At 66.8% G+C, this 17,711-nt stretch carries 15 protein-coding genes and 1 tRNA gene; 12 read left to right on the top strand and 4 right to left on the bottom strand.

The window, feature by feature from the left end; genetic code table 11:
• Positions 1 to 26 precede the first annotated feature (26 nt).
• From JAO74_RS07445 to JAO74_RS07455, 3 genes are read right to left on the bottom strand one after another with little or no spacing between them, the layout of a single operon-like run.
• Positions 27 to 983: a substrate-binding domain-containing protein gene (locus tag JAO74_RS07445; protein WP_199036594.1), complete on the bottom strand. Its 957-nt coding sequence runs from the start codon at positions 981 to 983 to the stop codon at positions 27 to 29.
• Entirely contained in the window at positions 983 to 1,984 is a 1,002-nt protein-coding gene (locus JAO74_RS07450) for a cupin domain-containing protein (protein ID WP_199036596.1), read from the bottom strand. Before JAO74_RS07450 ends, JAO74_RS07445 begins: the two co-directional genes overlap by 1 nt.
• Positions 1,985 to 2,006: 22 nt before the next feature.
• On the bottom strand, positions 2,007 to 2,897 hold the full coding sequence (locus JAO74_RS07455; RefSeq protein ID WP_233150763.1) for a VOC family protein: 891 nt from the start codon (positions 2,895 to 2,897) through the stop codon (positions 2,007 to 2,009).
• A 122-nt stretch (positions 2,898 to 3,019) separates the two neighbouring features.
• Here JAO74_RS07455 and JAO74_RS07460 point away from each other — a divergent pair, with 122 nt between their 5' ends.
• The 10 genes from JAO74_RS07460 (at position 3,020) to JAO74_RS07505 (ending at position 16,358) form a co-directional block, all read left to right on the top strand.
• Complete coding sequence (locus JAO74_RS07460) at positions 3,020 to 3,910, top strand: LysR family transcriptional regulator (RefSeq protein ID WP_199036598.1); 891 nt, start codon at positions 3,020 to 3,022, stop codon at positions 3,908 to 3,910.
• A 161-nt stretch (positions 3,911 to 4,071) separates the two neighbouring features.
• Positions 4,072 to 5,649 (top strand): bifunctional 3-(3-hydroxy-phenyl)propionate/3-hydroxycinnamic acid hydroxylase, encoded by a 1,578-nt coding sequence (locus tag JAO74_RS07465; RefSeq protein ID WP_199036768.1) that lies wholly within the window; start codon positions 4,072 to 4,074, stop codon positions 5,647 to 5,649.
• Complete coding sequence (locus tag JAO74_RS07470; protein ID WP_199036600.1) at positions 5,649 to 6,494, top strand: fumarylacetoacetate hydrolase family protein; 846 nt, start codon at positions 5,649 to 5,651, stop codon at positions 6,492 to 6,494. Before JAO74_RS07465 ends, JAO74_RS07470 begins: the two co-directional genes overlap by 1 nt.
• A gap of 28 nt (positions 6,495 to 6,522) precedes the next feature.
• A complete protein-coding gene (locus JAO74_RS07475; RefSeq protein WP_199036602.1) occupies positions 6,523 to 8,910 on the top strand; it encodes a TonB-dependent receptor in 2,388 nt (795 codons plus the stop codon).
• Positions 8,911 to 8,912: 2 nt separating this feature from the next.
• Positions 8,913 to 9,794 (top strand): alpha/beta hydrolase, encoded by an 882-nt coding sequence (locus JAO74_RS07480; RefSeq protein WP_332908747.1) that lies wholly within the window; start codon positions 8,913 to 8,915, stop codon positions 9,792 to 9,794.
• Positions 9,794 to 11,095, top strand: a complete 1,302-nt coding sequence (locus tag JAO74_RS07485; RefSeq protein WP_199036604.1) for a family 1 glycosylhydrolase — start codon at positions 9,794 to 9,796, stop codon at positions 11,093 to 11,095. The genes JAO74_RS07480 and JAO74_RS07485 overlap by 1 nt, the downstream gene beginning before the upstream one ends.
• Complete coding sequence (locus tag JAO74_RS07490; RefSeq protein WP_199036606.1) at positions 11,092 to 12,039, top strand: alpha/beta hydrolase; 948 nt, start codon at positions 11,092 to 11,094, stop codon at positions 12,037 to 12,039. Before JAO74_RS07485 ends, JAO74_RS07490 begins: the two co-directional genes overlap by 4 nt.
• A gap of 9 nt (positions 12,040 to 12,048) precedes the next feature.
• Positions 12,049 to 15,366, top strand: coding sequence for a glycosyl hydrolase (locus JAO74_RS07495; protein WP_199036609.1), 3,318 nt, complete (start codon positions 12,049 to 12,051; stop codon positions 15,364 to 15,366).
• Positions 15,367 to 15,478: 112 nt separating this feature from the next.
• Positions 15,479 to 15,994, top strand: coding sequence for a transcriptional regulator (locus JAO74_RS07500; protein WP_332908748.1), 516 nt, complete (start codon positions 15,479 to 15,481; stop codon positions 15,992 to 15,994).
• Between the two features lie 76 nt (positions 15,995 to 16,070).
• Positions 16,071 to 16,358, top strand: a complete 288-nt coding sequence (locus tag JAO74_RS07505; protein ID WP_233150795.1) for a hypothetical protein — start codon at positions 16,071 to 16,073, stop codon at positions 16,356 to 16,358.
• 11 nt (positions 16,359 to 16,369) lie between these two features.
• On the opposite strand, the gene JAO74_RS07510 is transcribed toward JAO74_RS07505, so the two are convergent.
• A tRNA-Pro gene (locus JAO74_RS07510) sits at positions 16,370 to 16,446 on the bottom strand.
• A gap of 168 nt (positions 16,447 to 16,614) precedes the next feature.
• Between JAO74_RS07510 and pnuC the strand changes: the two genes are divergently transcribed.
• Together pnuC and JAO74_RS07520 are read left to right on the top strand one after the other, a co-directional pair.
• Positions 16,615 to 17,166: a nicotinamide riboside transporter PnuC gene (gene pnuC / locus JAO74_RS07515; protein WP_199036613.1), complete on the top strand. Its 552-nt coding sequence runs from the start codon at positions 16,615 to 16,617 to the stop codon at positions 17,164 to 17,166.
• A complete protein-coding gene (locus JAO74_RS07520; protein WP_199036615.1) occupies positions 17,163 to 17,681 on the top strand; it encodes an AAA family ATPase in 519 nt (172 codons plus the stop codon). The genes pnuC and JAO74_RS07520 overlap by 4 nt, the downstream gene beginning before the upstream one ends.
• Positions 17,682 to 17,711 lie beyond the last annotated feature (30 nt).

Genomic DNA, 17,711 nt, shown 5'->3' on the forward strand with positions numbered 1-17,711 from the left:
ATGCCCGCGCCCGCCGATGTGCCGGATCAGACGAAGAGATCCTCGATACGCATCGTCGGCGGGGCCAACCCGTCGGCTGCGGCGTATCGCAGCATCGTGTTCAGGGTCGTGCGATTGGCCTCGATCCCGTACGTCCAGGGATCGCCGCCAAGCGCCGCGTGCGCCTGCGCGGCAAAGGCTGACAGCCACGGGAGCGTCAGTTTCGGAAAATCGCGGGCGGCAAGGTCCGCCGCCGCCAGTCGCCGTGCCTCTTCGAACGCGGCGAACAGCGCCGCGGGCAGGGCGGGGGTCGCCTCGACCAGCGATCGGCGGATGACCAGCACGTGCATGATCGGAAACAGCCGATAGTGCTGCCAGTATCGCACTTCCTCAGCGGGCGGATCGCGCCATAGCCGTCCGACCGGCACGCTATCGTCGGTAAAGCTCTTTGGTGCCGTCGGGCTGATGATCGCATCGATCGCGCCCTCCCGCAGCAGGGCGTCGAGCGTCGAGGGCGATCGTTCGACCCGGATGCCGGGCGGCAGGTCCATCGGCATGCGATCGTCCAGCACCGGTGCGTGCAAGCCGGCCGTCGTCCAGCGGATCGACTCGCGCGGCACCCCATGATCGTCGGCGAGCAGCCCGCGCAACCAGAGCGCGGCGGTCTGTTGAAAATCGATCAGGCCGATGCGCTTGCCGGCAAGGTCTTCGGGCCGGTCGATCCCGCGATCGGTGCGGATGTAGAGGTTCGCATGGCGGAAGCTGCGCGACAGGAACACCGGCACGCCGACATAATCGCGCCGGCCGGCTGCGATGGCGGCGATATGCGACCCCATCGACAGTTCGGCCACGTCATAGCGTGCGTCCCGCAGCATCGCGCGAAACAATCGCTGTGGTTCGACGATGTGCAGGTCGGCCGCGAAACCCTCGATCGTCACCCGCCCGTCGAGCAATGCCTCGATCCGGTCGGAGAACGTGCAGCCGATCGAGAGCGTCGCGGTCATCAGGCGAGGATAACGTCGATGTCGGTCAGTGCGTCGATCCTTGCCTGATCGGCTGTCGCATCGCTGTCGAGCGCGAAGCTGAAAGCGGGTGTTTCGGTGCCTGCCCTGTCCCACATCGCGGCGCCGTTGCCGCCGGCACTGGCGGCGATCCAGCGCGCGGTGCCCGACAGGACGCGCGTGGCATAGGCCGTGCCGGCGGGGATGTTGATCGCGTCGCCACCGGTTACGTGATGCTCTTCGCCGTCGATCGTCACTGCGACCAGTCCATCAAGGATATAGAGGAACTGATGCGTCGTGCGATGGCGGATCGTCGGCAGCGCGGCGTCATGGCCGCCCTCGATCACTCGCATGTCTACGAGATCCTTGCTCTCGGCACCGGTCAGAACCGCCGTCGATAGATGGCCGGACAGCGTGCGGCGTGTGCCGAATCCGGCGTCGAGGAAGTATGAGGCGTGTTCGCCCGGCAAACGCCGGTCATCAGGGCCGACCGGCGTGGAGTCGGCGAATACGGCATTGTCGACCCGCATGATGCGATGTTTGCCCATTGCCGGTCCCATACGCGAGAAATCGAACGGATGGTCGGCGGGCGGCAGGCCGGCCATGCCCCAGACCTCGCCGGCATCGACGAAGAATTGCTCCCACCCGCCCGGCGCGACGATGCCGAAGAACTGGCTGCGGGGGGCGACGCTTTGATAGCTGTGCGTGTCGCCCGGCTTCACATAGGCGAAGTCGCCGGGCGCCAGCACCCGGGACTGGTCGCCGCACCATACCTGCAATTTGCCACGCGTCACGAACCAGGTGTCATGCTCGCGCTCATGCCAGTGCATTGGAATCGGCCCGCGATCGAGCGGGGCGTCGCACACCACCGCGCCGAAGCCGCCGGCGGTCTGTTTGACCCCGGCCAGCGTACGGATGACCTGTCCTGCAACAAGGTGCGACAGTCCTTCGCCGGCGCGCAGGACATAGGGGACGGTGCCGGGCAGCGTGTGGTTCAGCGTCATGTCGTCTCTCCTGAGGGCGGCGTCAGGCGAAGGGGATGGCAAGCTGTGCCGCCTTGCACGCCGGGGTCTTGGGCGGGGCGATGCCCCATTGGTCGCTGCGGCCGGCTGGCCATGTCCAGTCGTCGGGCGTGCCGACGCGATAACCGTCATCGACCTGCAAAACCTCCGCAGTGTATTCGATGACGATGCCGAACGGATCGACGAAATAGGTGAAGACGTTGTCGCCCGGCCCATGCCGCCCCGGTCCCCAGCCGATCGGGAAGCGGTGATCGATCATCCGGCCCGCCGCGCGCATCACACCTTCCCAGGTCGGCATCTGGAAGGCGATGTGGTTCAGCGTGTTGACGGGCGCATCGGCGATCACGATCGAATGATGATCGTCGTTGGTGCGGACGAAGGCCATCATCTTCGATCGGTCGGTCAGGGTGAAGCCCAGCGCGTCGGTGTAGAAGCGGGCATCGCGATCCACATCGTCGCTGTTGAAGTTGACGTGTGCCAGCCGCTCGGGCCGGTCGGCATCATAGGGCAGCGGTGCGACCGGAACGTCGCCCTGCACCAGCCGGATCGTTCGCCCCTGCGCATCGCGGACCGCCGCGATCCGGCCACCGCCATGCTCTTCCGCGTCGCGAAGCGGGTGGAGCAGGGTCGCGCCCTTCGCCACCATCGCGGCGCACAGTGCATCGGGATCGGCGTCGTCGGTCGTGCGGAAGGTCATCGACCGGATCGCCGGTGCGTCCCCGGCGTGAAGCGCGAACAGATGCGGATCGGTGCCGGTGCCGCGCAGCCACGCGACGCCATCGGCTCGGTCGGCGAGCTCGAGGCCCCAGACGGTCGTGTAGAAATCGGTCGCTGCCGCAAGGTCGGGCACCGCGACGTCGACGCTGCGCAAGCCGGTCAGGGGAAAGCGGGCCATCATCCTCATCCTCGCCGCGGATGCGCGGTTGGTCATCCTATGGCTGGATTGCGGCCAGCTTGTAAAATAATCATTCCCTAGATCGGCATAGGATGAGACTATTGCTGAAAAGGAGCAGGATCATGATCGATTCCCGTGTGTTGCGCACTTTCCTCGCGATCTGCCGCGAGGGATCGATCAGCGGCGCCGCCCGCCAGCTGAATATTTCGCAACCATCGGTGTCGGTCGCGATCGCGCAACTGGAGAAGCAACTGGGTAGCAGCCTGTTCGATCGCGGGCGCCGCGGGATCGTGCTGACCGAAGCAGGCAAGGTGCTGATGCGCCGGGCCGAGATGATGGAGTCGCTGCTCCGCGATGCGGAGGAAGCGGTGGCGCTGACGCGTCAGGGCGTCCGCGGTCCCCTGCGCATCGGTGGTACGCCCGGTGCGTTGGTCAGCCTGGTCCCGTCCGCGATCGGCCGGATGGCGCAGGCGGACCATATGGCGCTTCAGATCATCGAGCGATCGGATGCGCAACTGACCGAGATGCTGCGGCGTGGCCAGATCGAGGTTGCCGTGGTCACGACGGGGATCGAGCCGCCGCCCGACGATATCGACGAACGCAGCATTGCCCGCGATCCTTTCTCGTTGATCGTCGGGCGGACGCATGATGCGCTGGGTCCGACTGTCTCGCTGCGCCAGATGGCGGCGATGGGATGGGTACTGCCCCATGCGGGCGGCGCGTTCCGGCGGCAGATCGATGCGCTGTTCCTGGCGGCGGAGACGCCGCTGCCGGTGGATGTGATCCACTGCGACTCGCTGCTGACATCGATGGCGATCGTGCGTCGGGGGCCGCGTGTCACGGTATTGCCGCGCGGCGTTGCCGCGGCCGAGCTATCGATGGGCGTGTTGCGCGCGATCCCGATCATGGACGCGCAGATCAATCGGAGCATCGGCATCCGCACCCTGGCGGGTCATCGCCCGTCCGATCTGGGCGCGCAGTTCATCACTGCCATCCAGTCGCTTGAGGCATAGGATAGGATTATGGACATACCAAAAGACAATATTTTACAGGATATCTGATCGCGGTGCAGAAATATCGACGTCGCCGGCAAGAGCGACGCGAGAGGATTTGCATCGATGCATCTGGATGGCCGCCACCCTGACTATCCGACCATCAGGTGATGGCATCGTCGATGTACGATGTGGCGGTGGTAGGCTGCGGTCCCGTGGGGGCGCTGGCGGCGAATCTGGCGGCGACGGCGGGCCTCAGCGTGTTGGTGATCGATCGCGAGGCGACACCGCATCCGCTGCCGCGCGCCGTTCATCTCGACCATGAGATGATGCGGCTGTTCCAGTCGGTCAGACTGGCTGAGGCGATCGCCCCGACGATGCGCGAGACGGAGGGGCATCTCCATGTCGGCGCGGATCATGGGGTGATCCGTTATATGGGGACGGCGGGCCGTCCGAAGCCGTTCGGCTGGGCCAATGATTATTTCTTCTATCAGCCCGAACTCGAAGCGCTGCTGCGTGACGGGCTGGCGCGGTTCGACAGTGTCGAGGTGTCGTTCGGCACCGAACTCGATGCGTTCGATCAGGACGATGAGGGCGTCACGCTGCATCTGCGCCGCAACGGCGGCAACGATACGGTACGCGCGCGCTGGATGATCGCGTGCGACGGTGCGCGCAGCGTCGTGCGCAAGGATCTCGGCATCCGTCTCGACGATCTCGATTTCGAGGAACCGTGGCTGGTCGTGGATGCCGAGGTGGATGGCGCGGTGCGCTTTCCCGATGTGTGGGGGGTGCCGGATGCCGCCGACCTGCAACAACTGTCGGTGATGATGTGCGATCCGCGCCGGCCGGCGACCGTCGTGCCGGGGCGAGGGCGCATCCGTCGTTGGGAATTCATGCTGCTGCCCGGTGAAACCGATGCGGCGATGATGGCGCCCGACGCGGTCGCGGCGCTGCTGGCGCCCTATCTCGACGGGGTGCCGCACCGGTTGCTGCGCGCGACGACCTATCGCTTCCACGGGCTGATCGCCGAGCGTTGGCGTCAGGGCCGCATCTTTCTGGCCGGCGATGCCGCGCACCAGACGCCGCCGTTCTTCGGGCAGGGCATGTGCCATGGCATGCGCGATGCCGCGAACCTCATCTGGAAGCTGGCGCTGGTCACGCGGGGCGATGCGGACGTCGCCCTGCTGGACACGTATCAGCCCGAGCGCGATCCGCATGTCCGCCATGTAGTGACGGCGGCGGTCGAGGCCGGACGCTATATCTGCGAACTCGATCCCGGGCGCGCGGCGATCCGCGACGCGACGATGCGCGCGCGTGCCGTCAGTGGCGTAGCGACCACCGCCGCCGACCTGATCCCGGCCTATGCCACCGGCGCGGTCGCGACGGGCACGTCGGGCGCGGGTGAGCGCTTCGTCCAGCCCTGGGTCGATCGCGATGGCGTGCGTGTGTTGATGGACGACGTGACGGGACAGGGATGGCGCCTGTTCGCTGCCGATGCCGATGCGGCGGTGCAGGCGCGTGCGGCCTGTGCCTCGATCGCTGTTCTGGACGTCACGGTCATCGACATCGCGGACCTATCGGACGACGGCACGCTGGCCGCCTGGCTGGATACGCGCGGCGTGCGCTTCGTGCTGGTGCGACCCGACGCGTATGTGTTCGGCACCGCCACCACCGATGTTGACGCGCTCGTCGCGCAGGCGCGGGCCGCGCTCCATCTGCACCACGATGCGCCCGCACCCATCTTTCAAGGAGACCGATAGTGGCGTTCATCAGCTTTCGCCGCCCCGACGGCACCGCAAGCTATGGCCGGATCGATGGCGACCGCGTCATCGATTGCGGCGCCGTGGCAGACACGCCGGCCGACCTGAAAGCGGCGATCGCGGCCGGTGTGCTCGATACGCTCGATGCCGGCCCGTCGCTTGGCCTGGCCGAGGTGCTGCTGCTGCCGGTCATCCCCCATCCAAGCAAGATCCTGTGCGTCGGTCACAATTATGAAAGCCACCGTCAGGAGACAGGCCGCGCGAAGGTGGATCATCCGTCAATCTTCACCCGGTTCGCCGACACGCTGATCGCCGATGGCCAGCCCATCATCCGCCCCAGGGCATCGACCAACCTCGATTTCGAGGGCGAGCTGGCGATCGTCATCGGTCGTGGCGGGCGGGCGATCGCGGAGGCCGACGCGCTCGACCACATCGCCGGCTATGCGTGCTTCAACGACGCGTCGATCCGCGACTGGCAATGGCACACGACGCAGTTCGCGCCGGGCAAGAACTTCCCCGGCACCGGTGCTTTCGGTCCGCAGCTCGTGACGCCGGACGAGGCGGGCGACCTGTCCGATGTCCGCGTCACGACCCGGTTGAACGGCGAGATCGTGCAGGATCAGCCGATCCGCGACATGATCTTCCCGCTCGCGAAGATCATCGCCTACATCAGCGCCTTCACGCCGCTGTCACCCGGCGATGTGATCGCCACCGGCACCCCCGGCGGGGTTGGCGCCAAGCGCACGCCACCCCTGTGGATGAAAGCCGGCGACCGCGTCGAGGTCGCGATCGGGCCCATCGGTACACTCAGCAACACCATCATCGACGAGGACCAGCTCGGATAATCGAGCGGCCATTTCAGGAGAGGTTATCATGATCCGCACCCCATCGATCCGCCTGGCCGCCGCCGCGCTCGCCACGACCAGCCTGTTCGCGTTGGCCAACCCGGCTGCTGCGCAGGAATCGCAGCCCGGCGCGACCACGTCGAACGCCACCGTCGCCAACGCCGACCAGACGGGGCAGGAGGCGGACGACGCCCTGGGTGGCGACATCATCGTCACCGCCACCCGCCGGGCCGAGCGGTTGCAGGACGTGCCGATCGCAGTCAACGCGATCTCCGGCGATCAGCTGCAACAAAGCGGCTTCCAGAGTGTGCAGGACATCCAGTACCAGATCCCCGGCGTTCAGTTCGGCACGTCGCCCAACGATGCCGGTTTCCGCCTGCGCGGCGTCGGCACGGCGGGTGGCTTTTCCAGTTCGTCGGAACAGAATGTCGGCACCGTGGTCGACAACGTCGTCGTACCCTTCGGCAATCCCGTGCAGAGCCTTGGCGATCTCGACCGGATCGAGGTGCTGAAAGGGCCGCAGGGGACGCAGTTCGGCAAGAACGCGTCGTCGGGCGTGGTCAACATCACGACCCGCAAGCCCGATCTCAACGCGTTCGGCGGCAGCGTGTCGGCTGCCTATGGCGAGCTGAACGACTATAACGTCAACGGCAGCGTCAACGTGCCGATCGGTGGCAAGGCGGCGGTCGCGGTCTATGCGTTCGGGCGTGGTTATGACGGCTTCGTCTATAACACGGTGCGCAAGGAGGATTGGGGCAAGGTCGATGCCTATGGCGGCCGCGCCAAGTTGCTGTGGGAGCCGAGCGACGATTTCAGCGCATACCTGATCGGCGACTGGTCGCGCAGCAAGCAGTTCGGCCCCGGCCAGTTGTGGACGCTGAACCGCGCGCCGGCGCTCACCGATCCGCTGACCGCCGCCCGTTTTGCCGCCGTCGCCGCGCTGGGGGTGACACCGTCGTTTAACAACGACGTCTCGGTCGAGGATGGCGCGGGCTATACCGACGAGCGCAATTATGGCGGCTCGCTGGAGCTGAACCTGAAGGCGGGCGATTACAATATCACGTCGATCACCGCCTATCGCCGGCTCGACCTGCGCCCCTTCATCTATTCGATCGATGCGTTGCCGTTTCCGATCTTTACCGCGCAGGAGACCGGCGCCGATCGCGATTTCCTGTCGCAGGAAGTACGCCTGACCTCGCCGAGCGGCGGGACGTTCGAATATGTCGCGGGGCTGTACGTGTCGCGGCTGCGCAGCGGCATCGCTGGGCAGAACGCCAGCGCGCAGTTGAGGCCGGCGGTGCCGTTCGATCCGGTGCAGTTGTCGATCACCAACGGCCTGTCGTCGACGCGGACCACAACCGACAGCGCGGCGGCGTTCATCGACGGATCGGTGCGGTTGTCGCCGACATTCCGCCTGCTGGTCGGGGGCCGTTATTCCTATGACTGGGTCGATGCGGAGAGCTTTTCGGCGATCGATCCCGCCTTTCCGCCGAACGTCGGGCCTAACGGCTTCACCGTTCCCTACGCAGCGCGCGCGCGGGCGACGGGATCGGTGAACAAGGGTGACTGGTCGGGCCGGGTCGGGCTGGAGGCCAAGCCGTCCGACGATGTCCTGTTCTATGGCACCGTCGCGCGGGGTTATCTGGGGCCGACGGTCGCCTTCTCCGGCCTGTCGGGAACGCGCACCAACGTCGATCCGCAGACCGTCATCGATATTACCGTCGGCGCCAAGACGCAGTTGTTCGATCGTCACCTGACGCTGAACGGCAACATCTTCTTCGACACCTATCGCAACCTGCAAACGTCGGTGTTCAACGGACTGGAATTCCTGACCCAGAACGCCGGTGGTTTCGAGGCAGCGGGTTTCGAGGTGGAGGCGACGTATCGCTTCAGCCGGCGCTTTTCGATCAATGCCAGCTACACCTATTCGGACACGTATTTCACCGATTACGTCACCGCCTGCCCGGCGTCGGTCACGGTGCTGGGTGCGGCGGCCATTGCGGGGCGGTGCAGCGCGCCGGGTTCGACCACCGCGACGCCGTTGTTCCAGGCACGCGGCGAGCCATTGGCGGGGGCGCCCAAGCATAGCGTCACGGCCGGCGCGAACTTCGATCAGCCGATCACCGACAGCATCAGTCTGGATGCGTCTGCCACCTATTACTACCGCAGCAAGGTGTTCTACGACGTCGGCAACAGCTTTTCGCAACAGCCCGGTTACGATCTGGTCGGCCTGAATGTGGGTGTCGGGGCGCCCGATGGTCGCTGGCGGGTGGGCGCGTTCGCGCGCAACCTGTTCGATACGCGCTTCGTCTCGTCGGTGATCGGCCTGCCGTTCGCCAATGCGGGCGGTGCGGTGAACTGGGAAACGCGCGACGGTCGCCGCACGGTGGGCGTCCAGTTGTCGGGCCGGTTCTGATCGTGACCACGCCGCCGATCTCTTCGTCGGTCGCCGCGATGGGGCAGGCGTTGGGGCCGGCGATCCTCGGCGCGGTACAGGATCTGTACCGCGCCGAACAGGACGAGTTCGCTGTCGCACAGCCCGTCAGCGTGGCGGATGTGGCCTATGGCGACGATCCCCGGCAGCGTCTCGATCTTTACGCGCCGATCGATGCCGTTGGCCCGGTGCCGATATTGCTGTGGGTTCATGGCGGCGGCTTCGTGCGGGGGGAGAAGCGCAGCGACGCGCATCCGTTCAACGCGCATGTCGGCCGCTGGGCGGCGCGATCCGGGATGCTTGGCGCCGTGATGAATTACCGCCTCGCGCCGGAGCATGTTTGGCCGGCGGGTGGCGAGGATGTCGGCGCCGCGATCGACTGGCTGCGTACGCATGCTGCCGCGCAGGGCGGCGATCCTTTGCGGATCGTCGTGATGGGGACATCCGCCGGTGCGGTGCATGTCGCGACGATGCTGCGGTTGCGACCGGACGCGGCCGGCGCGTGCGGTGCGGTGTTGCTGTCGGGACTGTACGGTTTCACCGATCTCGATGACCGTGACACCGCTTATTATGGCGAGGCCGCGCTGTATCCCGAACGCTCGCCGCGCGAGGCGGTGGTGGCGACCGACCTGCCGCTGCTGGTCGCCTGCGCCGAATTCGACCCGCCCCGGTTTCAGCGCGAATTCGCCGCGCTGCTCGCCGCGCGCCTGGCCATGCACGACCGGATGCCGCGTGCCTTGGTCGTGGCGGGCCATAATCATTTCAGCCTCGCCTGCCATATCGGTGGCGCGGATACGCAACTGGCCGATGCAGTCCTGGCGTTCGTCCAAGACGTCTGCACGGCAACCAACGGGAGGATTGCCTGATGATCGATCGTCGTACCCTGATCGCCGCCGGTGGCGCGCTCGCCGCCGTCCCCGCCTTTGCCCGCGCGCCGAAATCGGCCGCGTTTCCGGCTGATTTCATCTGGGGCGCGGCGACCGCCGGGCATCAGGTGGAGGGCAACAATACCAACAGCGATGTCTGGTTTCTGGAGAATGTGAAGCCCACCGTCTTTGCAGAGCAATCGGGCGATGCCGACAACAGTCTGGAACTGTGGCCGGTCGATCTCGATCTGGCGAAATCGCTTAACCTGAACGCCTATCGGTTCAGCCTGGAATGGGCGCGGATCGAGCCGGAGCAGGGTCTGTTCTCGATCGCGATGCTCGATCATTACAAGAACATCATCGAGGGATGCCGCGCCCGCGGCCTGCGCCCGCTGGTGACGTTCAACCATTATACGACGCCGCTGTGGTTCGCGAAGCAGGGCGGCTGGCTCAACGCCGATGCGCCGCAATTGTTCGCGCGCTTCTGCGACCGGGCCGCCCGGCATCTGGGGGCGGGGATCGATCGGGCGATGACGCTGAACGAGCCCAATATCATGCCGATCCTGCGCTATGTCCTGCCGCCGCAATTCGTGGCCGGTCAGCGGGCGATGCTGGATGCCGCCGCCAAGAAGGCCGGCGTCGCCAAGTTCACCGCCGGCAATGCGGCCAATCCAGAGGATATCGACGCGATGCGCGCGAACCTGATCGCCGGGCACAAGGCCGCCAAGGCCGCGATCAAGGCGGTGCGCAGCGACCTGCCCGTGGGCTTCACGCTGTCGATGTTCGACGATCAGGCGGTCGGCGGCAATGCCGGCCGCGATGCGGCGCGCAAGGAGCTGTACTCGGCCTGGCTGGAAACCGCGCGCGACGACGATTTCATGGGCGTGCAGAATTACGAGCGGGTGCTGTGGGGACCGAACGGTCGCCTGCCCGCCCCCAAGGGAGCCACGGTCAACGCGATGGGGGGCGAGGTCTATGCCCCCGGTCTCGCCAACGCGGTGCGCTATGCCTATTCGCAGACGCGCAAGCCGATCATCGTTACCGAACACGGCGTCTCGACCGCCGACGACATGATCCGCGCCGCGCTGATCCCCGCCGCGCTCGCCGAACTGCGCAAGGCGATGGACGAGGGTGTACCGGTGCTGGGCTATTGCCACTGGTCGCTGATCGACAATTTCGAATGGATATCCGGCTACAAGCAGCAACTGGGATTGGTTGCGGTCGACCGGACGACCTTCAAGCGGACGCCGAAGCCCAGCGCCGCCGTCTATGCCGCGATCGCCAAGCGGAACGCGGTATGAAACGCGCGCTTCTCGCACTCGGCATCGCGCTGGCGTCGGTATCGACCATGTCTGTCGCGCAGATGCCCAAGTTCACGATGACGCGGATGCCCACGCCCGCGCAGACGGACGCGATCCCCCTGTATCCCACCGGCACGCTGCCGGCTGGCGCCACGCCGGAGATATGGGATCGGGTGACGGCGACCATGCCCGATGGCACGCGCATGGACAGCCCGATGGCGCGCAACGTGTCGATCCCGACGATAACGCCGGTGCTGCCCGATCCGGGCAAGGCGACCGGCGCGGCGGTCGTCGTCGCACCGGGTGGCGCCTTCCTGTCGCTGTCGATGGAGTCCGAGGGCTTCCAGATCGCGCGCTGGCTGGCAGATCACGGCATCGCCGCATTCGTGCTGAAATACCGGCTCAACACCACTCCGGCGGACGAAGCCGCGTTCCAGCAGGTCATCGGCCAACGGATGGGCGAGGCGATCCGACAGGGTGGTGCCGTCGCCGGCATCGGCGAACCGCGGGCCTATCAGGATGCGTTGCAGGCTCTGAAGCTCGTCCGGGCGGGCGGGGCGAAATGGCGTGTCGATCCGGCGCGGGTGGGCATCATCGGCTTTTCTGCCGGTGCGATGACCGCGCTGCAATCGGTGTTGACGGGCGAAGGCGCGGCGCGGCCGGCGTTCGTCGGGTACATCTATGGCCCGATGGCCGCAGTGCCGGTGCCGGCGGGCGCGCCGCCGATGTTTGCCGCCCTCGCGCTCGACGATCCATTGTTCGGGCGGCAGGGCTTCGGCATCATCGAGGCGTGGCAAAAGGCCGGTGTGCCGGTCGAACTGCATGCCTATGAACGCGGCGATCATGGTTTCGGCATCGGTCGCCCCGGTACGACGACGACCCTGTTGATGGACGAATTCCACCTGTGGCTCGCCTCGCGCGGGTTGCTGGGTACAGCCAAGTAGGAGCAGATGATGCGTCCCACCCGCCTGATCGCCACCGTCGCGGCGCTGCTCGCCTCCACCTCTGGCTGGGCGCAGCAGGGCGATCCGCTGATGAACGGGTTCAGGGAGCCGCCGCAGAGCGCCCGTCCGCGCACGTGGTGGCACTGGCTGAACGGCAACATTACCGAGGACGGGATCGTCAAGGATCTCGAATGGATGAAGCGCGCGGGGCTGGGCGGCGTCCAGAATTTCGATGCGTCGCTGATGACGCCGCAGATCGTCGACAGGCGGCTCGCCTATATGACGCCCGAATGGAAGCACGCGTTCCGGCTGGCCGCATCGACCGCCGACCGGTTGGGGCTGGAACTCGCCATCGCCGGATCGCCGGGATGGAGCGAGACCGGCGGGCCATGGGTGCCGCCCGCCGATGGCATGAAGAAACTGGTGTGGAGCGAAACCGACATCGTCGGCGGTCGTCGCTATGCCGGACGGCTGGTTGCGCCGCCGGGCGTTACCGGGCCGTTCCAGTCGTTGCCGTTCGACGATCCACTGAGCGCGTTCGAGGGCAAGTCGGCACCACCGTCGCCGCGCTTCTATGCCGATGTGGCGGTGCTCGCCTATCCGGTGTCAACCGCTGTCACTGACGTCGCGCCCGTGGTGACGGTCGGCGATGCGCCGGTCGATGCCACCGCGCTGGCCGACGATCGCGCCGATACCAAGGTAGCGGTGGCGAAAGCGGGCGGCACGCTGGTGTTCACCTATCCGCGCGCCACGACGATCCGGTCGGCGACCCTGTTCATTCCCGGCGCCCTTCCGCCGTTCGGCGACCCCGAGATGCTGCCGGTGCTGGAGGTCGAGCGAAACGGCGCGTGGCAGGCGGTCGGCACCTTCCCGGTCGGCACCGTGCCGACGACGATCGCCTTCGCCAAGGTGACCGCCCGCCGCTTCCGCGTCGTCCTCGGTCCCAACACCGCACCCAAGCGCATCGGCCTTGGCGCGCCGGCACCGGGGGCGCAGATGGAGGGCGTATTCCCCAGCGGTCCGCCGAGCACGACGATCGGCATCGCGCATCTGTCGCTGAGCGGTGAGGCGAAGGTCGATCGTTTCGAGGCGAAGGCGGGGTTCGCGACCGTCGGCGACTATTATGCGCTGAGCAAGGACGTGCCCGATCTGACCGGAGTCGATCCGGCCAAGGTGGTCGATCTGACCGCGCGGATGCAGCCGGACGGATCGCTCGACTGGACGCCGCCGGCCGGTCGCTGGCGCATCGTGCGGATCGGCACCTCGTTGCTCGGCACCACCAACCACCCCGCCACGCGCGAGGCGACGGGGCTGGAGGTCGACAAATACGATGCCGCCGCGGTGAGGCGCTATCTCGACCATTATCTGGGGATGTACCGTGACGCCACCGGCGCCGACCTGATCGGCGCAAAGGGGTTGCGCGCGATCGTGACCGACAGTTTCGAGGCGGGCGACGCCAATTGGACGCCGCGCATGGTCGAACAGTTCAGGCGACTGCGCGGGTATGATCCGACGCCGTGGATGCCGGCGTTGACCGGGGCGGTCATCGGATCGCGGAGCCGGAGCGACGCGTTCCTCTATGACTATCGGCGGACGCTGGCCGATCTGATGGCCAGCGAGCATTACGGCACCGTCGCCACCGTCGCGCACGCCAATGGGCTGAAGGTTTATGGTGAAGCGCTGGAGGATGGCCGTCCGGCGCTCGGCAACGATATCGCACTGCGTCGCCATGCCGACGTGCCGATGGCGGCAATGTGGACGTTCCCGCGCGAGGGTCAGCCGCGACCGACGTTGATCGGCGACCTGCGCGGCGCGGCGTCGGTCGCGCATCTTTATGGACAGAATGTCGTCGCGGCGGAATCCTTCACGTCGGCCTTTTCACCTTGGGCGTTCGCGCCGGCCGACCTGAAACATGTCGTCGATCTGGAGTTCGTCAACGGCGTCAACCGCCCGGTGATCCACACCTCCGTCCACCAGCCGGTCGACGACAAGGTGCCGGGGCTGAGCCTCGCGATCTTCGGACAATATTTTAATCGGCACGAAAGCTGGGCCGAGATGGCGAGGCCGTGGATCGATTATATCGCCCGTTCCAGCTTCTTGTTGCAGCAAGGGCGCAACGTCGCCGACGTCGCCTATTTCTTCGGCGAGGAAGCGCCGCTGACCGCGCTATATGCGCAGGCGCCGTTGACGGATGTGCCGGTCACCCACGCCTATGACTTCGTCGATGCGGATGCGCTGACGGGGCAGTTATCGGTGACGGACGGTGCCCTCGTATCACCGAGTGGTGCGCGATATCGGGTGCTGTATCTCGGCGGGTCGTCGGCGCGCATGACGCTGGCGACGCTGCGCCGGATCGCGGCGCTGGTCGAACAGGGCGCGACGGTGGTCGGCGATGCACCGACCGGCTCGCCGGCATTGGGTGACGACGCCGCGGCGTATCGGACGTTGGTCGGTCGGTTGTGGGGCGGTGGCGCGATGGGCAAGGGGCGTGTCGTCGCCGGGCGGGATATCGAGGCGGCGCTGGCCGGCGTCGGCATCGCCCCCGATTTCACCTATGCCAAAGCCCAGCCGGACAGCGATGTCGCCTTCGTCCACCGGGCGATGACGGACGGCGATGTCTATTTCGTCTCCAACCGCCGCGATCGTGCCGAGCGGACCGAAGCGCGTTTCCGGGTGAGCGGTAAAGTGCCCGAACTATGGCATGCCGACACCGGCCGGACGACGGCGGTATCCTATCGGATCGAGGAGGGGCGAACCGTCGTTCCCCTCGACCTCGCCGCCGGCGAGGCGGTGTTCGTCGTGTTCCGCAAACCCGCCACCGCCAACGCGGCCACTGTAGCAGCACCGGCAGCCTCGACCGTCGCGCGGATCGATGGACCGTGGACGGTGACCTTCCAGCCCGGTCGCGGCGCGCCCGCCGCGCTGCGATTGCCGACGCTCGCGCCGCTCGATAGCCAGACCGATCCAAAGGTCCGTTACTTTTCGGGCGTCGCGACCTACACCGCCGATGTCACGCTGCCGGTGGTGAAGGGGCGGTTGATGCTCGATCTCGGCAGGATCGGCGATGTGGCCGAGGTGCGCGTCAATGGCCAGTCGGTCGGCACCGCCTGGCACGTACCCTATCGCCTCGATCTCGGCACTGCCGCACGACGCGGACGCAACCGGATCGAGGTGCGGGTCGCGAATCTGTGGGTCAATCGCCTGATCGGTGACGCGCAGCCGGGTGCGGTGAAGACGACGTTCACCTCGCTTCCGACCTATCGCGCCGCTGCGCCGCTGCGGCCATCGGGATTGATCGGACCGGTGACGATATCCGCCGCGCCGTGACGGACGGATAGCGCGTTATCGGGATCGGTTCGGCTCGTTCGGCGCTATCTTGCGTTGTGGCACGATGCTGGTGTTCCTCGACTTCGAAGCCTCGTCACTCGGGAAACGAGGTGTGCCGATCGAAGTGGCCTGGGTGTTCGAGGACGGCCGGTCCGAGGCGCATTTGATCCGCCCGGCGCCCTCATGGACCGATTGGGATGACGCGGCCGAGGCGATCCACCATATCCCGCGCGACCGGCTGCTGCGTGACGGGACCGCGCATGACGTGGTCGCGCGGCGGATGGTGGCGGAACTGACGGGGCATGACCTGTTGGCCAGCGCGCCGTCATGGGACGGTAGATGGCTCAGCGCCCTGCTTCGTGCCGCCGGGTTCGATCGCCACACGTTGCGTCTGAGCGACAGCGACGATGCGCAGCGCGAACGCGCTACCGCGATCCTCGCGCCGGTCGTGCCGGCGGACCGGCTGGCCGCGACGGTCGGTGATCTGCTTGCGCTGATCGAGGTCCGTGCACCCGGCCAGATCCCTGTTCATCGCGCGCTGGCCGATGCCGAGGACGAGCGCCGTCACTGGCTGGCCGTGGGGCAGGCCGCCCGGACGCTGGCGGAGGAACTGTCCGTTGCCGGCTAACAGCGTCCAGGGCGCCAGCGGTTATCCGGTGACGCCGGACGGCCGCTATTTCGTGGTGCGGGGGCGGTTGTGGCGGATGGCTGATCCCAGCCTGTCGGAGGTCGAACGACAAAGGCTGGTCGACGAACTGATGCGCGCCCGGCGTGCGGTCGGCATCGCCAAGCGGGCGGAGACGCTGCTCGCCGAACGATCGGCTCGTGCGGCCGTCGACGAGGCAAAGCGGGCGCTGGGCGAACGCGGGCCGGTGTGGTGGCAGGACGGCGCACCCGATCTAAACCGGCATATGGCGCGCAACACGCCCTATGCGGACTGGTTCGCGAACCTGGGCCGATCCGGCGAAGGCGTGATCGATAAGATCGAGTGATGTGTAAGATATGGTCGGGAAGAGAGGATTCGAACCTCCGGCCCCTGCCTCCCGAAGACAGTGCTCTACCAGGCTGAGCTACTCCCCGACGGAGTGCGGCAGGCGCTTCGAAAAAGGCCGACCGTGCTTGGAGGCGCGCCTATACCCAGCGTCCCCGACGGACGCAAGCGTCATGTGTCATTTCGGCATTCGCGCATCGCGCCGGCCGATCGGCGGCCCATTGGTATTGCCGGTCATTGGCATTAGGGGCGGGCGCGTGAACGATCTTGAAGCTGTCGCCTTCGTGCTGGGTGTAATCAATGTGACGCTGGTCGTGCGCCGGAGCATCTGGAACTATCCGTTCGGGATCGCGACGGTCGCGGTCTATGCCGTCGTGTTCGCCGAGGCGCGACTGTACAGCGACACGTTGTTGCAGGGGTTCTTCATTGTCGTGAACGGCTATGGCTGGGTTGCGTGGACGCGCAACCGGGCGGTGGCGGGGCAGGTGATGGTCGAGGCGATGACATGGCCCGCGCGGATCGGGTGGCTGACCGGCATCGCGCTGGCCGCTGCGATCTGGGGAACGGGGATGCACCGCTTCACCGATGCCAGCATGCCATGGTGGGACGCGGCGCTGGCCGCCGCCAGCATCGCCGCGCAATGGCTGATGGCTAAGCGCAAATGGGAGAACTGGGTGCTGTGGATCGCGGTCGATATCGGGTCGATCGGGCTATACGTCATCAAGGGGCTGTGGCTGACGGCGGTGCTGTACGCCGTGTTCCTGATCCTGGCGACCTGGGGACTGATCGATTGGCGACGGCGGGCATGACGATCCGGTCGGTGTGCCTGCATGGGCCGGAGAGCACCGGCAAGTCGACGGTCGGGCCACGGCTCGCGGCGTGGCTCGGGACCCCCTACGTCGCCGAATATGGCCGGGACTATGCCGAGGCGCACGGCACCGACTTCGCGGTGGCCGATCTGGTCGCCATCGCCGAGGGGCATGACCGGCTGGCGCGGGGGGCGATCGCGACGGGGCCGCATCCGGTGATCCTCGACACCGATCCGCTGATGACGGCGGCGTGGGCGGCCATGTTGTTCGGGCGGCGCGACCCGTGGTTCGATGCGTGGACGGGGACGGCGGACCTGTACCTGCTGTTCGACATCGACCTGCCCTGGGTGGACGACGGCACGCGGCTGTTCGGTAGCGTCGAAGCGCGGGCGCGGTTCATGGCGGCGTCGGTGGCAGTGCTGGAAGAGCGGGGGCTGGCGTACGTCACGATCCGGGGATCGGGCGAGGCGCGATACGATGCGGCGAGGGCGGCGATCGAAGCCGCTTTGGCTTGAGGCGTTTCCCCTGCTAGGGGCGGTGACAAT

The sequence above is a fragment of the Sphingomonas mollis genome (genome assembly GCF_016427505.1).
Taxonomy (GTDB): Bacteria; Pseudomonadota; Alphaproteobacteria; order Sphingomonadales; family Sphingomonadaceae; genus Sphingomonas; species Sphingomonas mollis.

Coding starts and splice junctions, on each gene's coding strand:
- JAO74_RS07445 (WP_199036594.1), bottom strand. CDS start 983: ATGACCGCGACGCTCTCGATCGGCTGCACGTTCTCCGACCGGATCGAG.
- JAO74_RS07450 (WP_199036596.1), bottom strand. CDS start 1,984: ATGACGCTGAACCACACGCTGCCCGGCACCGTCCCCTATGTCCTGCGC.
- JAO74_RS07455 (WP_233150763.1), bottom strand. CDS start 2,897: ATGGCCCGCTTTCCCCTGACCGGCTTGCGCAGCGTCGACGTCGCGGTG.
- JAO74_RS07460 (WP_199036598.1), top strand. CDS start 3,020: ATGATCGATTCCCGTGTGTTGCGCACTTTCCTCGCGATCTGCCGCGAG.
- JAO74_RS07465 (WP_199036768.1), top strand. CDS start 4,072: ATGTACGATGTGGCGGTGGTAGGCTGCGGTCCCGTGGGGGCGCTGGCG.
- JAO74_RS07475 (WP_199036602.1), top strand. CDS start 6,523: ATGATCCGCACCCCATCGATCCGCCTGGCCGCCGCCGCGCTCGCCACG.
- JAO74_RS07485 (WP_199036604.1), top strand. CDS start 9,794: ATGATCGATCGTCGTACCCTGATCGCCGCCGGTGGCGCGCTCGCCGCC.
- JAO74_RS07490 (WP_199036606.1), top strand. CDS start 11,092: ATGAAACGCGCGCTTCTCGCACTCGGCATCGCGCTGGCGTCGGTATCG.
- JAO74_RS07495 (WP_199036609.1), top strand. CDS start 12,049: ATGCGTCCCACCCGCCTGATCGCCACCGTCGCGGCGCTGCTCGCCTCC.
- JAO74_RS07505 (WP_233150795.1), top strand. CDS start 16,071: ATGGCTGATCCCAGCCTGTCGGAGGTCGAACGACAAAGGCTGGTCGAC.
- JAO74_RS07520 (WP_199036615.1), top strand. CDS start 17,163: ATGACGATCCGGTCGGTGTGCCTGCATGGGCCGGAGAGCACCGGCAAG.